This is a genomic window from Halomonas sp. KHS3, from assembly GCF_000830495.1.
Lineage (GTDB): Bacteria > Pseudomonadota > Gammaproteobacteria > Pseudomonadales > Halomonadaceae > Vreelandella > Vreelandella titanicae.
Genome location: NZ_JWHY01000007.1, coordinates 17,072 through 31,631, shown reverse-complemented (window position 1 = coordinate 31,631; position 14,560 = coordinate 17,072). Strand labels below are relative to the sequence as shown.

14 protein-coding genes are annotated in these 14,560 nt (G+C 57.2%); 9 read left to right on the top strand and 5 right to left on the bottom strand.

Features of this window, described 5'->3' with window-relative positions; genetic code table 11:
• Positions 1-8 precede the first annotated feature (8 nt).
• From pdxA to apaG, 3 genes are all read left to right on the top strand, one after another.
• Positions 9-1,076, top strand: a complete 1,068-nt coding sequence (gene pdxA, locus RO22_RS16080; protein ID WP_035537841.1) for a 4-hydroxythreonine-4-phosphate dehydrogenase PdxA — start codon at positions 9-11, stop codon at positions 1,074-1,076.
• Between the two features lie 236 nt (positions 1,077-1,312).
• On the top strand, positions 1,313-2,140 hold the full coding sequence (gene rsmA, locus RO22_RS16075; RefSeq protein ID WP_027958023.1) for a 16S rRNA (adenine(1518)-N(6)/adenine(1519)-N(6))-dimethyltransferase RsmA: 828 nt from the start codon (positions 1,313-1,315) through the stop codon (positions 2,138-2,140).
• Complete coding sequence (apaG, locus tag RO22_RS16070) at positions 2,137-2,514, top strand: Co2+/Mg2+ efflux protein ApaG (RefSeq protein WP_022522372.1); 378 nt, start codon at positions 2,137-2,139, stop codon at positions 2,512-2,514. Before rsmA ends, apaG begins: the two co-directional genes overlap by 4 nt.
• On the opposite strand, the gene RO22_RS16065 is transcribed toward apaG, so the two are convergent.
• Positions 2,511-3,959, bottom strand: coding sequence for an FAD-dependent oxidoreductase (locus RO22_RS16065; RefSeq protein ID WP_027958022.1), 1,449 nt, complete (start codon positions 3,957-3,959; stop codon positions 2,511-2,513). The genes apaG and RO22_RS16065 overlap by 4 nt on opposite strands.
• 398 nt (positions 3,960-4,357) lie before the next feature.
• Between RO22_RS16065 and RO22_RS16060 the strand changes: the two genes are divergently transcribed.
• Together RO22_RS16060 and RO22_RS16055 are read left to right on the top strand one after the other, a co-directional pair.
• A complete protein-coding gene (locus tag RO22_RS16060; protein ID WP_041158829.1) occupies positions 4,358-5,179 on the top strand; it encodes a symmetrical bis(5'-nucleosyl)-tetraphosphatase in 822 nt (273 codons plus the stop codon).
• Entirely contained in the window at positions 5,176-6,333 is a 1,158-nt protein-coding gene (locus RO22_RS16055; protein ID WP_052475663.1) for a polynucleotide adenylyltransferase, read from the top strand. Before RO22_RS16060 ends, RO22_RS16055 begins: the two co-directional genes overlap by 4 nt.
• 1 nt (position 6,334) lies before the next feature.
• Here the strand turns inward: RO22_RS16055 and folK are convergent, their stop codons facing one another.
• The gene (folK, locus tag RO22_RS16050) at positions 6,335-6,883 is read right to left on the bottom strand and encodes a 2-amino-4-hydroxy-6-hydroxymethyldihydropteridine diphosphokinase (RefSeq protein WP_041158828.1); all 549 of its coding nucleotides are present in this window, start codon (positions 6,881-6,883) and stop codon (positions 6,335-6,337) included.
• Positions 6,880-7,260: a dihydroneopterin aldolase gene (gene folB / locus RO22_RS16045; protein WP_041158827.1), complete on the bottom strand. Its 381-nt coding sequence runs from the start codon at positions 7,258-7,260 to the stop codon at positions 6,880-6,882. The genes folK and folB overlap by 4 nt, the downstream gene beginning before the upstream one ends.
• A gap of 90 nt (positions 7,261-7,350) precedes the next feature.
• On the opposite strand from folB, the gene plsY reads away from it, so the two are divergent.
• A complete protein-coding gene (gene plsY / locus RO22_RS16040; RefSeq protein ID WP_022522379.1) occupies positions 7,351-7,923 on the top strand; it encodes a glycerol-3-phosphate 1-O-acyltransferase PlsY in 573 nt (190 codons plus the stop codon).
• Here plsY and tsaD read toward each other — a convergent pair.
• A complete protein-coding gene (gene tsaD / locus RO22_RS16035; RefSeq protein ID WP_041158826.1) occupies positions 7,920-8,969 on the bottom strand; it encodes a tRNA (adenosine(37)-N6)-threonylcarbamoyltransferase complex transferase subunit TsaD in 1,050 nt (349 codons plus the stop codon). The genes plsY and tsaD overlap by 4 nt on opposite strands.
• Before the next feature lie 223 nt (positions 8,970-9,192).
• Here tsaD and rpsU point away from each other — a divergent pair, with 223 nt between their 5' ends.
• The 3 genes from rpsU to rpoD all read left to right on the top strand — a co-directional run bounded on the left by rpsU (position 9,193) and on the right by rpoD (position 13,596).
• A complete protein-coding gene (gene rpsU, locus RO22_RS16030; protein WP_008956349.1) occupies positions 9,193-9,408 on the top strand; it encodes a 30S ribosomal protein S21 in 216 nt (71 codons plus the stop codon).
• A 242-nt stretch (positions 9,409-9,650) separates the two neighbouring features.
• On the top strand, positions 9,651-11,519 hold the full coding sequence (gene dnaG / locus RO22_RS16025) for a DNA primase (protein WP_041158825.1): 1,869 nt from the start codon (positions 9,651-9,653) through the stop codon (positions 11,517-11,519).
• Between the two features lie 226 nt (positions 11,520-11,745).
• Positions 11,746-13,596 carry an RNA polymerase sigma factor RpoD gene (rpoD, locus tag RO22_RS16020; protein WP_027958016.1) on the top strand — a complete coding sequence of 617 codons (1,851 nt, stop codon included), beginning with the start codon at positions 11,746-11,748 and terminating at the stop codon, positions 13,594-13,596.
• A 140-nt stretch (positions 13,597-13,736) separates the two neighbouring features.
• On the opposite strand, the gene RO22_RS16015 is transcribed toward rpoD, so the two are convergent.
• Entirely contained in the window at positions 13,737-14,384 is a 648-nt protein-coding gene (locus tag RO22_RS16015) for a hypothetical protein (protein ID WP_041158824.1), read from the bottom strand.
• Positions 14,385-14,560 lie beyond the last annotated feature (176 nt).

Genomic DNA, 14,560 nt, shown 5'->3' with positions numbered 1-14,560 from the left:
TAGTGGGAATGGTAGCGGGCACTTTATCTTCCGATAGCGAGCTGCCGGTAGTAGTGACTACCGGCGAGCCGGCGGGCATTGGCCCCGAGCTAATGCTGTTGCTAGCGGCCCAGGGCATCCTCCCCGCGGGTACAGTAGCGATTGGCGACCCGGATATGCTGCGCCAGCGTGCAGCAGCGCTGGGACTAGGTGTCACGGTGATTGAGTGTTCGCCTGGCGAGTACCCAAGTAGCCCCCATGGTTTGCCGGTCTGGCCGGTTGCGCTGAACCAACCGGCCACGCCGGGCGTTCTCAATCCGGCCAACGCTGACTATGTGCTGGCTACCTTGGCGCTGGCGGTGGATGCCTGCCAAAAAGGTCAGGCGGCCGCTATGGTTACGGCGCCACTTCATAAAGGCGTCATCATCGAAGGTGGTCACCCAGCCTTTACCGGCCACACTGAGTGGTTGCGCGATGCCTGCGGCGTCGATGAGGTGGTAATGATGCTCGCCACCGATACGGCGCTGCATGCTGCGTCACCAAGCTGGCAGGGTGGCGGCGATCTGCGTGTGGCGCTGGTGACCACCCATTTGCCGCTGCGCAATGTTGCCGACGCCATCACCTTTGAGCGGGTAACCCGTATTAGCCGACTGCTTGCGGCTGATTTACAGCGCCAGTTTGGGATTGCCCAGCCACGTATTGCGGTATGTGGCTTGAATCCCCACGCCGGTGAAGATGGTCACCTGGGGCGCGAGGAGCTGGATGTTATTATTCCCGCCCTTGATGCACTGCGCGCTGAGGGAATGGATATACTTGGCCCCTTGCCCGCCGACACACTGTTTACCCCCAGGCATTTGGCTGGTGTCGATGCGGTGCTGGCGATGTACCACGACCAGGGTTTAGCGGTGTTAAAATACGCAGGCTTTGGTCAGGCCGCTAACATTACTCTGGGCTTGCCATTGGTACGCACTTCGGTCGACCATGGCACCGCGCTGGATCTGGCAGGCAAAGGCGTGGCAGATCCCGGCAGCCTAAACGTCGCTATCGCCCTTGCGCGCCGTTTAGCCGCAAGGCGGCTGTCTGCGGCTGAAATTTAATCCGGTGCCAGGGTAGGTTGCAGCGAGGGTCTTTTTCCAGGGCCGGAAAATGTTCCTGACAATTCCGGCATTTCCGCCATCCATGGCGGTCAGATGGGAAAAGTAGCGCCCAAGGACGGGTTCACAGCGCCCTCGCGGAAACCTACTCTGGTACTGATGCAAGCAGACGACCAGTTGCAACAGTGCTGGCTACTACATACTCCCGATTGAATCCGCACCCCAAGGAACACCGTTTGATGTCTACTGTGCCCCAACACCGCGCTCGTAAACGCTTTGGTCAGAATTTTTTACGCGACCTTGGCATTATCTCGCGGATCGTTCGCGCCGTTGGCCCGCGCTCGACGGATCGCCTCGTCGAAATTGGCCCAGGCCAGGGGGCGCTGACCGAGCCGTTGCTGGAAGCCGCGGGGCACTTGGAGGTGATCGAACTCGACCGCGATCTGATTCCCGGTTTGCGGGTACAGTTTTTCAACTATCCCGATTTTGTGATTCATGAAGGCGACGCACTGAAGTTCGATTTTGCTGCGCTGAAAGGCGATGGGCCCGCGCTACGCGTGGTAGGCAACCTACCCTACAACATCTCCACACCACTGATAATACATCTGCTGGCTGCAGGAAGTGCCATACAAGATATGCACTTTATGCTGCAAAAAGAGGTGGTTGAACGCTTAGCCGCAGAACCCGGCGGTGCTGATTGGGGGCGTCTGTCGGTTATGGCTCAGTACTACTGCCAGGTCGAACAGCTGTTTATCGTGCCGCCGGAAGCCTTTGTGCCACGACCCAAAGTCGACTCCGCCATTGTGCGCTTAACCCCCCATGAAACGCTGCCCCATACGGCGGATGACCCAGCGATGCTGTTTGAGCTGGTGAAGCTCGCCTTTGGTCAGCGGCGCAAAACGCTGCGCAATAACTTCAAAGGGCGGGTGAGTGCCGACACCCTGGAAGATCTGGGCATTGACCCCATCCGCCGTCCGCAAACGTTGACCGTGGCGGAGTACGTGGCGATTGCCAACCGTGTCGCCGCCGATGAGCAGGCAAGCGGTGAGCGGGGCAGCCAAACGTGAGTGGCCTAGCAATCAAAGTGAGCGTCGTCCCTAGCTATCGCGCTGATGAGTCTAACGATGGAGAGTCGCGCTATGTGTTTAGCTACACCGTGACTGTCCACAATCAGAGCCCCCATAGCGTTCAGCTGATGGCGCGCTACTGGAAAATCACCCAGGGCAGCGGCGACTGCCAGGAAGTCCGCGGCAAAGGCGTCGTCGGCCAACAGCCGCTAATTGGCCCCGGCCAGAGTTTTCGTTACACCAGTCGCGCCATTCTGCAAACCCCGGTGGGGGTGATGGAGGGTGCCTATACGCTGTTGGATACCTCTACTCAGCGTGTTTTTGAGGTAGCCATTACTCCTTTTAGGTTAGCCGTACCGCTTCAGCTCCATTAGACAGTTTGGGTTAGCCTGCTCTCCAGGTGATCGCAAAGCCGCAGGGCCAGCTGTACTAGCGTTAACGTCGGGTTGGCGTGCCCGGCGCTGGCAAAAACGCTGGAACCCGCCACATAGAAGTTATCCTGGGCAAACAGTCGGCAGTCGGGGTTAACAATGCCTTCCTCGGCATTAAGACTCATACGCGTGCCGCCCATATGGTGACGGCCAGCCAACTCGCCCTCGGTAGGCAGTTGTACCGGCGTATCGGCCAGCCAGTCAGCCATTTGCAGCCTTCCCACCTCGTGGTCGCGCAGATACTCCCCTAATAGCAGCATGCTCTCGCGGATCGTATGGCGATCCAGCTCGGACTGCTGCCACACCAATCGGCTGCGGGGTACGTCCAGATCATCCAGCTCTTCGCTTAACTCTATGCGATTGTCAAAGCGCGGCTCTTGCTCCCAGGCGGCTCTGAGTACCGCGCCGTGTATCACCCGTCCCTGGGCCTGCCAGACACGCAGTCGTCCCGCCAGCGTGGGGGCCTGATCCGCGAGCTCGTCAATCAGTTCCTGGGTGGCTTCAGCGTTCATGCGGTGCAAGCGCAGCCCACAATTCAGTATTTGGCGTGAGCTGATGGATTGAGCGGTGGGGGAGAGGAACACGTTGTAATCCTCGTCCAGCCCCAGTGCCGCTGGCTCAAAAATTAGCGCCTGACCCACCGTGGCGTGGGGGTGCTCCATCCAGTAATGCCCTAGGGTGTCGGCTTGAGGTATAAGCTGGCCATTTAACTGTTGGTTGCACCACAGCAGCAAGCGCGAGTTTTCGATGCCGCCACAGGCCAGCACAAAGTAGCGCGCCTGAACCTTTCGGTAATCGCCTTGGTAGTTTTTGAAGATAGCGCCGGTGACTTTGCCATTCTGGCTTTCCAGCGCCACCAAGTTGGCCGTTAGGCAGCACTCCAACGTGTTCGATTCGCTTAGCGTGGTGGCATATTTCTCCTTCAGACGCGTCGGGTGGCCCAGTGAGAAATAGATGCGCTTGAGCCCAGAATCCGTGATCGGCTGATCAGCAGGCGTAGGCGCCAAGTCGAGCACGCTGGCCGCGGCGCGGTAGTAGGGCGATAACGCATCCCGGCCAATAGGCCAGGCCGTCTCACTGGCAGCACTTTTGGCGGTAAAGTCATAGCGATCGAGTGGTCGGCAGATGCCACCCCAGTGGTTGGTCGACCCGCCCAAATAGCGCAGGCGAGCGCCATAAAGGGGAATATAAGGGTCGCCGACGACTTCGCCCCGGTAGCACTCCTGGGAGCGTTCGCTGTAGTCCGCATCGCCACCTTCGCAGAGCAGTACGCGGTGGCCCCGCTCGGCCAGGGTAACGGCCATGGAAATGCCCGCCGCACCCGCGCCGATAATGCAGACATCCACTGCATGGCTGTGTTCGCTAATGTCCTCAAAAGCGATATACATCAGCAGTCACTGCTGCGCAGGAGCCAACCATTAACCGTCACCGCAGCGGGGGGCGGGCCAAGCTTGGGAGCAGCGGCTCGTGCGGCTGGAAGAAGTGTTGTGCCGGGGAGTATGAGTGCGCCAAGACCTGCCAGAGTTGCCGCTCTCAGTAGCCCGCGTCGAGAGTAATCCATTGTCATAAGCGTACCGTTTTCCTTAACAGTTGTTGCGAGGTGGCTACTCGATTGAGTGGTTAAGCTAGCGAGAAGCTCAAGAGCGCCAAAGCGTACTTTTTATAGTGATCCAGGTTTGTACTTTTCACCAGTGCTAATCATCAACATAAGCCACCAGCGACAGGCATAGGATGTCGGTGAAGTGGTAGTATTTAGCCTACTCATTTTATTAAAAAGGCCTCGTGCATGAGCACCTATGCGATCGGCGATCTGCACGGCTGTCACGCCGAATTTGTAGCCCTTCTTGAAAAGCTTAGCTTCAACCCCGCGCGGGATACGCTATGGCTGGTGGGCGATTTGATTAATCGTGGGCCTGGTTCATTGGAGTGTCTGCGAGAAGTGCGCGCACTGGGTAGCTCGGCACGCAGCGTATTGGGCAACCACGATTTTCATTTGCTGGTCGTAGCGCGCGGGGGCGGCAAGCTGAAAAAAAACGATACCTTGAGCGATATTCTTGGCGCGCCTGATCGCGAAGCGCTGCTGGATTGGCTGCAGAGCCAACCGCTTAGCGTGTTTGAAAACAGTACGTTAATGACCCACGCGGGGCTGCTTCCCCAATGGAGCGTAGCCCAGACCGAATCTTTAGGGCGCGAAGTGCAGATGGCGCTAGGCAGTGAGGCATCCGGTGAGTTTTTAACCCAACTGTTTGGTAACCAGCCGGATAGCTGGCACGATGATTTAGACGGCATGGATCGGCTGCGCCTGACTGTCAATGTGCTGACTCGGATGCGCTTTATTGATGCCCAGGGCCGTTTGGACTTTGCGGCCAAAGAGGGATTGGACAGTGCCCCAGAGGGCTTTCTGCCCTGGTTTCAATACCCGCGTGACGATGACACTCGCCTACTCTTCGGCCACTGGGCGGCGCTGGAGGGGAGTACCCCCCAGGCTCGGGTACCCGTTGAGGCGTTGGATACGGGCTGCGTGTGGGGCGGACGTCTAACCGCGCTCAATCTGGACAGCGGCGAGCGAACCAGTGTAGCTAGCCTTCAGCAGGAAAAACGACAGTGAAAGAAACAAACAGTGATCCCCGCTTAGCAGGCTTGAACGTGTATCGGGTAGGCGGCGCCGTGCGCGATGAGTTACTCGGCTGGCCGGTATATGACAATGACTGGGTCGTGGTGGGCACTACGCCAGACGCCATGCGCAAGCGCGGATTTAAGCCCGTGGGGCGCGACTTTCCAGTTTTTCTGCATCCCGAAACCGCTGAGGAATACGCCCTGGCCCGCACCGAACGCAAGTCTGGCCACGGCTATGGCGGGTTTGAAGTGCATGCCAGCCCCGATGTCAGCCTGGAAGAGGATCTATTGCGGCGTGATTTAACCATTAATGCCATTGCCCAGAGTACTGAGGGCGAATTAACCGATCCGTTTAATGGTCAAGGCGATATCGAACGGCGCGTGTTGCGGCATATCTCCGCGGCGTTTAGCGAAGACCCGCTGCGAGTGCTGCGTACCGCACGTTTTCTGGCCCGCTATGCGTCACTGGGCTTCACCATTGCCCCTGAAACCCAGGCACTAATGCGTAAGGTGAGCCACAGCGGCGAACTTGAGCACCTGGCCGCCGAGCGGGTGTGGGTCGAAACGGAAAAAGCGCTGGGTGAGCCAAGCCCAGAGGTCTATTTCACCACCCTTGAACGTTGCGACGCGCTCAACGTCTGGTGGCCAGAATTGGCGGGCGAAGCGTTAGTGAAGGGCTTGGCAGCGATGGCTGAGGTACCTGATAGCGATATGTTCCCATTGGCTCATTGGCGCCATGCGCAGTTGGTATCGCCGCTAAGCGCTGAGCAGCGCGATGCCTTGTCGGAACGACTCAAACTGCCCAATGCCGTTGCCCAATTGGCTCGCCATACCGCGCTTACCTATTCTTTAATAAACCATTCGCTAAAAAACCATGCGCTGCCTTCCGACGCATTAGAGGGCCCCAGCGTGCTACGTTGGCTGGAACGTTTGGATGGTTGGCGTAAGCCTGAGCAGGTCGAGGGACAGCTGGCGTTAGTCAAAGTGTTGGCGCCTGAGCAGGTTGGCCCGCTCGAAAACGCCTGGCAGGCTGCTCGGGAGGTAAGCCCCCAGGCACTGATAGCTGAGGGATATCAAGGCGCAGCGCTGGGCGAGGCCTTGCGAGCGCGCCGCGGGCAGGCCGTGGAGGCGGCGCTAACCAAGTAATTTACCGGCGTGCCGCCGCCAGCAGGGGCTGTTCATCCGCTTGGGAGATCCAGCGGCCGCGCCAGCTGAAATCCACCGCCCAAAGGCGCTGGCTGCCTAGCTCGAAGGCGCTCCATAGCGCGGCATAGGACGTGCCGCAGCGGGGGTGGCGCTGCTCGGGCAGCAACTCGGCGAGCGGCTGCAAAACAAACGCATTATGGGTAATTTCGCTACGCGGTAAGGCGATTTCGTCAACCGTGCCGCAAAGGCTGCCCACCGTGAGCAAGTCGATATCCAGCGCGCGGGGACTAAATTTGGCAAGACCAGGCAGGCGGCCATGCTCTATTTCCAGTTGCTTCCCCCATGCCTGAAGTTCGCCGGGTGTCCAAGCACTGTGAAACGCCACCACCAGGTTGTAGAAATTGCGGCTGTCGGCGAAACCGACCGGCTCGCTTTCAAACACACGGGAGATCTGCAGGGGGCCGAAGGTATCAGCAAGCGCATCCAGGCAGCAGCGAATATGCCGAGTAGGGTGAATATTGCTGCCTAAGCTGACGGTCACCAGGTTCATGCGCTGATCTCCTGGGTTGCCTCCGGCAGGTTGCCGCGGGTGATTTCCAGGCCGACGCTAACGGCGTTGGCAACCGCGCCCGGTTTACGTACCGTCAAGCGCAGCCAAGTGATAGGGAATTCCGTACGCAGGCACTCAGCGAGGCGTTCGGCAAAAGTCTCTACCAGGGCGAACTGATGGGCATCGGCAAACTGCTGAATGCGCTGGCAGATAGCAGCGTAATCCAGGGTGAGGCGCAGATCGTCGGTGGCTGCCGCCGAGCGAATATCGGTCGCCAACACCAAGTCTAAGCTTAGCGACTGTTGAATCGAGCGCTCCCAGTCGTAGACACCAATCACGGTATCGACGCTTAACGCTTCAATCAAAATGCGATCCATCCAGCTTCCCCCTACGGTAACAAGCGGGCGATTGTACGTTAGGATGGGGCTAAACGACAGTATATCGGGCCACAAAGCGAGCATGGCGCCATGGTATGGATAGTGGTGGGTTATTTAAGTGGCAGTTGGCTGGCAGCGCTGAGCGTTTGCCGCCTGGCGGGTGTGGGCGACCCCCGTCAACACGGTTCATTTAATCCCGGCTTTTCCAACGTACTGCGCCTATATGGCCCCCGCTTAGCGGCAGCCACCCTGCTGTTAGACGCCTTAAAAGCCATGCCTGCTGTTTTGGGTGCCAAGCTGATGGGCTATCCGGTCTGGCTGCAGGGGCTTGTGGGATTGGCAGTATTGCTAGGCCACAGCTTTCCACTGTGGCATGGCTTTCGTGGCGGTAAAGCGGTCGCCAGTGCCTTTGGTGTGTTGTTGGTATTAGTGCCTCAGGTGGCGTTACTGAGTGCATCGATATGGGCGCTGCTAGCGTGGCGATTAAAAACAGCTGCGCTGGCGTCGCTAGTGAGTGCTCTCGTGGCGCCGCTGGCCTGCGGCTGGCTGGCACCGGAGTACGTCATGGTGGTGGGTGGATTCAGCCTGCTGGTGCTGGCCCGTCACGGGCTTAATATTCGCCGACTGCGACGCGGTGAAGAGCCGCCGTTTCGTGGTTCTTAGCGTGAGACAGGCGGTGTCAGCTGATTCAGCGGCCAGCGGGGCGTCGCCTGCATCATGCCAGGGGTGTCGCACTCTCCCGCTGCCAGGCGTTGAGCACCGACATAAGCAATCATGGCGCCATTGTCGGTACAGAATCGCCCGCGCGGGTAGTAGGCGCGGGCCTGGCGTTTTTCGCACTCAGCCTGCAGTCGTTCACGCAGGCGATGGTTGGCGCTGACCCCGCCCGCCACCACTAAGCGCTTCAAGCCGGTTTGATCCAGTGCTCGACGGCACTTAATCACCAGCGTATCGACAACGGCCTCTTCAAAGGCGCGGGCAACGTCGGAGCGGGCCTGGGCGTCGAGTTCGTCGGCTGTTTCCAGCTGGCGAATGGCCGTCATGGTGTGGGTTTTTAGGCCCGAAAAACTGAAGTCTAGCCCTGGCCGGTCGGTCATGGGGCGCGGGAAGCGAAAGCGCTTGGGGTCACCCTGTTCCGCCAGCTTGGCTACCTGAGGGCCGCCTGGATAGGCCAGGCCGAGCATCTTGGCGGCTTTATCAAACGCTTCACCAGCCGCGTCATCCACCGATTCGCCGAGCAGTCGATAGCGACCCAGCCCCTGAACTTCGACGAGCTGGGTATGGCCGCCGGATACCAGCAGCGCCACGAAAGGGAACTCGGGTGGCTCGTCTTCCAGCATCGGTGCCAGTAAATGGCCTTCCATATGGTGTACGCCGAGCACGGGGATGTTCAAGGCCCGAGCCATGCCATGGGCGGTACTGGCACCCACCATTAATGCGCCGACCAAGCCGGGGCCAGCGGTGTAAGTGATGCCATCCAGGTCGCGGCGCGTTAGCTTGGCGTCACCGAGCACTTGCTCGATCAGCGGCAGCAGTTTGCGGGTGTGATCGCGAGAGGCGAGTTCGGGCACTACGCCGCCAAATTCTGCATGCATGGCGATTTGGCTATACAGCGCATCGGCAAGTAGCCCCTTGCCGCCGGTTGACGAGGTGTCGTAAAGCGCGACACCCGTTTCGTCGCAGGATGTTTCAATGCCCAGAACTCGCATAAAAAGGGCCTCTCAAAGGCTATTCAAAAGATGTAAAGGTGAAAAACACAAGAGCACTAGTCTAGCATTGTCGTCCTGGGTCAGCGTAAGCATTTGCAAAGATGGCCAACGGCGACTAAACTACTGTGCGCTGTAAAACTGGGTCGTACACCGCGTTCTAAATGTAATATCGCAGTGTACGTACTATCCGAACTCAAGACTCCTTAAGGTAGGTGAGTGCTTAATGCCTTCTGTAAAAGTACGTGATAACGAGCCGTTTGACGTCGCCCTGCGTCGCTTCAAGCGTTCTTGCGAAAAAGCCGGTGTTCTTTCTGAAGTACGCCGCCGCGAGCACTATGAGAAGCCGACTGCTGAGCGTAAACGCAAAGCGGCAGCTGCCGTAAAACGCCACGCTAAGAAAGTTCAGCGTGAGCAAAAGCGTTTCGAACGGCTCTATTGATCCGTACCCGAGGGGGCCGGAGCAGTTAGCTGGTCGTCTCAAGAGGGATGCCAAGCGGCCGCCACTAGGTGGCCGTTTGTTTTTGACTGTTGTTCTTCAAAGCTGTCGTTGCTAAAGGCCGTCGCTGTTTATGATGATCTGATCTGGCAATGGGTCTGATGACCTTAGGCAGTGTTTTAAAAAACAGGGCTTTTAAAAACAGTCTCGAAAGTTAGCGCTTTGCGCGAGGATGCCCGTAGTTCATGGCAGGCCAAATTCCACAGCGTTTCATTGATGATCTGTTAGGCCGCGTTGACGTGGTCGAGGTGGTTGGTGAGCGCGTGCAGCTTAAAAAGGCTGGTCGTAACTACTCTGGGCTGTGTCCCTTCCATCAAGAGAAAACCCCGTCGTTTACCGTCAGTGCTGATAAGCAGTTTTATCACTGCTTTGGCTGCGGAGCTAATGGTAATGCACTACGCTTCTTGATGGAGTACGACAAACTACCGTTTCCTGAGGCGGTAGAGCAGTTGGCCGGTCGCCTGGGTATTGAAGTGCCGCGTGAAGGCGCTGATGACCCGCGTGCCCAGCAGCGTGAAAAGAAGCGCAAAGAGGGTGTTAACCTGCTCGAACTCGCCGCCAGTTTTTATCGCGAGCGATTAAAGATGCAGGAGGGCCAGCCGGCCCAACGCTATTTGTCGGGTCGTGGGCTCTCGGACGAGGTGATCAAGACCTACGGCATTGGCTATGCCCCGGTGGGTTGGGAGGCGCTAAAACAGCACCTCAGCGAGCGCGGTATTGGTGAGCCAGTGCAGGTGGAGTACGGCCTGCTGATTCACCGTGAGGATACCGGGCGTACCTACGACCGTTTTCGTGATCGGGTAATGTTCCCCATTCGCGATTTGCGCGGTCGTACGATTGCCTTTGGTGGTCGAGTGATGGGCGATGACCAGCCCAAATATCTCAACTCTCCGGAAACACCCGTATTCCATAAAGGTCGTGAGCTTTACGGCTTGTATGAGGCGCGCCAAGCCTCGAACAAGCTTGAGCAACTGGTCATGGTCGAAGGCTATATGGATGTGGTGGCACTGGCGCAATACGGTATTCATAATGCTGTGGCGACGCTGGGTACCGCCACCACAGAAGACCATTTGACCCGCCTGTTTCGACTGGTGAGTCGCGTAGTGTTCTGTTTCGACGGTGATCGTGCCGGGAGGCAGGCGGCTAGCCGGGCATTGGAAACCGCACTGCCGCAAATGATTGATGGCCGTGAAGCGCGCTTTCTGTTTCTGCCCGAAGGTGATGACCCGGACACCCTGGTGCGCCGTGAAGGCACCCAGGCATTTCAGGATCGCGTGACCTGCGCCATGCCGCTGTCGGAGTTTCTATTCGAACAGGCAGCCCAAGGGCGCGACTTGAATACCGTGGAAGGGTGCGAGCGGTTTGCCAGTCAGGTGCTCGAAGCATTGAACAAAGTGCCTGAAGGCATGCTCAAATCGCTACTGCTGGAGTCATTGGCAAAGCGTAGTGGGCTGGCGCAAGAGCAGTTGAAAGTGCTGCTCGAAAAGCGTTCCCAGGCGTCGCAGCGATCCGTCACCCAAGGTGATGTTTCGCAGGAGCCGGCAGAGCAGTTGGAGTCCGAATCGGCCTCATCCGCCATGAACGGCGCTGTTTTGGCAGCGCCAGCCCGCTCATCGCGCTCACGTTCTCAGGCGCTCTCCCCGGTTGGGCGTATCGTGCAGCTGTTATTGCATGAGCCCAATCTGGTGGTCACGCTCCCTGATCATTTGGAGTGGTTGCCGGAAGATGGCGATGCGCCGCTATGCCGCGAGCTGATTGAACTGCTCAAGGCAGGGCGCTACCGCAGCCCACAAGTGGTGTTGGCGCATTTTCAAGGCAGCCAGCAGGGGCAGGCTTTGGCGGCTTTCGCCAAGCGCGAGCTGTTGATTCCCAAGGAAGATCGGGAAGCAGAGCTGAAGGGATTGGTGGAACACTTGCAGTACGTTCAGCGCCAGCGTTCTCCTCAAGAGGAGTACACGGCGTTGCTGGCGCAGGAGCGCGCCGGGCAAAAGTTGGATAAGGAGCAGCGCCAGCGTTTGGCAAGCTTGGTAATGGAGCTTGCTCAGCGCCAATGAGGCGGTGTCTTGGGCGATGGGGGTTGAATTCCTAGCGTTTCAGCACCAGATATAGGGTCAGCCACCGAGCGTTGGCCTAACCGAACAAACTAACACACCTGAATTACCGCGCAAATACGTCGAGCTGGAAAATTTCTTGCTTTTTACGCTATACTGTACGGCTTGTTGAGTTTAATCGATTCAGCGCTCCAGGTGTTTCATTCTTCTTCGTCGAGATAGGGTTTCTATGGCTGGAAATGCGCAGCAGCAGTCGCGTCTGAAGGAGTTGATCGCTCGAGGCAAGGAACAGGGTTACCTGACCTATGCCGAGGTCAACGACCATCTACCTGAGGATATCGCCGACCCGGATCAAGTGGAAGACATCATTGGCATGATCAACGACATGGGTATAAGTGTCGCTGAAGAAGCGCCAGATGAAGACACTTTGATGATGTCGGATCAATCCACGGACGAGTCCGCTGCGGAAGAGGCCGTAGCGGCCCTTGCCGCCGTGGAAAGCGATGTAGGCCGCACCACTGACCCCGTACGCATGTATATGCGTGAAATGGGCACGGTTGAGCTTTTGACCCGTGAAGGCGAAATCGAAATCGCCAAACGGATCGAAGAGGGTACCCGTGAAGTGATGTCGTCTCTGGCCTATTTGCCGGGTGCCGTCGCGTCTATTTTGGACGCCTATGACGCTACCCAGGATGAAGAAGCGCCGGGGCGTCTTTCGGATCTGTTTTCTGGTTTCATCGATCCCGATGAGGGTATCCCCGGCGTTGCCGAAGCAGAGGTGCCCGAACCGGAGCCTGAAGCCGAGATTGACGACGACGTTGAGAGCGACGGCGACGATGAGGACGAGGATTCTACGGCCAGCGAGGGCGGCCCAGATCCCGAAGAGGCGCGTGCACGTTTCGAGCAGATTCGCGAGCAGAACGCCTTGGTGGAAGAGGCGTTTGCCAAGCATGGCCGCGGCAGTGCTGAGTTAAAGGCCGAGCAAGCCCGCTTAGCGGTGCTTTTCTCGCCTATCAAGCTGGTGCCTAAGCACTTCGAGCGCTTGGTCGGTCAAGTGCGTATCAGTGTTGAGCAGGTGCGTGCCCAAGAGAAAGCGGTCATGCAGCTGTGCGTGAAAAAAGCCAAGGTGCCGCGTAAGACGTTTATCAAGTCGTTTCCTGGTAATGAGTCGAGCAAAACATGGCTGGATGAATTCCAGGCAGCGCAGAGCAAGTACGCAGACCGCCTTGAGCCGTTGCGCGCCGATATTGCTCGTGCTCAGCGCAAGATCGCCTTCGAAGAGGATATGGTGCAGCTCTCGGTTGCCGACCTTAAAGAGGTGAATCGCAAGCTCTCGATTGGTGAGGCGAAAGCTCGCCGTGCCAAGAAAGAGATGGTTGAGGCTAACCTGCGCTTGGTGATTTCGATCGCCAAGAAGTACACCAACCGTGGTTTGCAGTTCTTGGATCTCATCCAGGAAGGCAACATCGGCTTGATGAAAGCGGTCGATAAGTTCGAATACCGCCGTGGTTATAAGTTCTCGACTTACGCCACCTGGTGGATTCGTCAGGCAATTACCCGCTCGATTGCCGACCAGGCGCGCACCATCCGTATTCCGGTGCATATGATTGAGACGATCAACAAGCTCAATCGCGTCTCGCGCCAGATGTTGCAGGAAATGGGCCGTGAGCCAACGCCGGAAGAACTCGGCGAGCGTTTGGAAATGCCGGAAGATAAAGTACGCAAAGTGCTCAAAATCGCCAAAGAGCCGATCTCCATGGAGACGCCGATTGGTGACGATGATGATTCACACCTGGGTGACTTTATCGAAGACGGTACCATGCTGCTGCCCATTGATATGGCTACCGGTGAAGGTCTTATCGAAGCAACGCGCAACGTGTTAGGTGGCTTGACCGCCCGCGAAGCGAAGGTACTACGCATGCGTTTCGGTATCGATATGAACACCGACCATACGCTGGAAGAGGTGGGCAAACAGTTTGACGTAACCCGTGAGCGAATTCGTCAGATTGAAGCCAAAGCGCTGCGTAAGCTGCGTCACCCCAGCCGCTCTGAGCCGCTGCGTTCGTTCCTCGACGAGTGAATGTCGTAAGTTGTGAGTGGTAAATAGAAAGTAGTAAGTGGTGAATAGAAAGTAGTCGCCGCTAAGACCAAAAAGCCCGCCGTTCTCTGAACGGCGGGCTTTTTTATGGGGACTATTGTTGAAGACGATGTGTGCCGCGCTTAATTGGGTATCTGCCGGGCTTTATAAATGCGGCGAGCCAGTAGTAGCAATTCCAGGGTGGCGATCAGAATTAGGCTATAACCGAGTAGTTCGACGACTTCTTCAGCAACACTCTTAAAGGTTCCTGAATAGCTGTCTTCAAGAACGGCTTGCCAGAACTCTTGTCGCCCATACAGGCGCGAGAATATATAAGTGGTCAGCACGCCTGCCGTAAACAAACCAAAGGCGAAGGTGTTGCTGTAATGAGCGAACTCCGCAAGAAAGCGTTGGCGCTGCTTCACCACCCAAAAAAGCGATGGGAGAATAATCAGTGCAACGAGTACCTTCCAGGTGTTATGAGCCACATAGTTATCTAAAAAGTGATCCTGTTCGCGTACCAAGGAGGCGGCCACAAATGCCAGCAGCAACAGTGTAACGGTGGGCCACACTTTAAGTACATGACGAATGTAAATCAGCATTGCACAGCAGGTGGCCAGCACCAGTGTTTGAGTAAATTCGGTAAAACCCAGCTCAGAAAAGCGTACTGAGGGGAGATAAAGCGCTTCTAAATAGGCGCCTTGGGCAATCGCGCCAATAAAAAATACGTACAGCACCGCACGCACTAAGATGGTTTGAAACCCGATGGGCCAGACAGGGGGGAAAGACATACCAACATCCTCTGTGGGTAAGCAGTTTTGCTGTTCGCATTTTAAAACATGCATGGGTGAATGTTCATTATATCGTCACACTTATGTGTTCGCACGTCGATATTGCAGTTAATCTCTCGATGTTTAGTCGTCGGCGCTACGAAGTGACTAAAGGATCAGCTCTACAACGAAGCAAC

Bases quoted from the DNA above. Each gene is read 5' to 3' on its own strand.
- pdxA (WP_035537841.1), top strand. From the start codon at position 9: ATGGTAGCGGGCACTTTATCTTCCGATAGCGAGCTGCCGGTAGTAGTG.
- rsmA (WP_027958023.1), top strand. From the start codon at position 1,313: ATGTCTACTGTGCCCCAACACCGCGCTCGTAAACGCTTTGGTCAGAAT.
- RO22_RS16065 (WP_027958022.1), bottom strand. From the start codon at position 3,959: ATGTATATCGCTTTTGAGGACATTAGCGAACACAGCCATGCAGTGGAT.
- RO22_RS16060 (WP_041158829.1), top strand. From the start codon at position 4,358: ATGAGCACCTATGCGATCGGCGATCTGCACGGCTGTCACGCCGAATTT.
- folK (WP_041158828.1), bottom strand. From the start codon at position 6,883: ATGAACCTGGTGACCGTCAGCTTAGGCAGCAATATTCACCCTACTCGG.
- folB (WP_041158827.1), bottom strand. From the start codon at position 7,260: ATGGATCGCATTTTGATTGAAGCGTTAAGCGTCGATACCGTGATTGGT.
- plsY (WP_022522379.1), top strand. From the start codon at position 7,351: ATGGTATGGATAGTGGTGGGTTATTTAAGTGGCAGTTGGCTGGCAGCG.
- tsaD (WP_041158826.1), bottom strand. From the start codon at position 8,969: ATGCGAGTTCTGGGCATTGAAACATCCTGCGACGAAACGGGTGTCGCG.
- rpsU (WP_008956349.1), top strand. From the start codon at position 9,193: ATGCCTTCTGTAAAAGTACGTGATAACGAGCCGTTTGACGTCGCCCTG.
- dnaG (WP_041158825.1), top strand. From the start codon at position 9,651: ATGGCAGGCCAAATTCCACAGCGTTTCATTGATGATCTGTTAGGCCGC.
- rpoD (WP_027958016.1), top strand. From the start codon at position 11,746: ATGGCTGGAAATGCGCAGCAGCAGTCGCGTCTGAAGGAGTTGATCGCT.
- RO22_RS16015 (WP_041158824.1), bottom strand. From the start codon at position 14,384: ATGTCTTTCCCCCCTGTCTGGCCCATCGGGTTTCAAACCATCTTAGTG.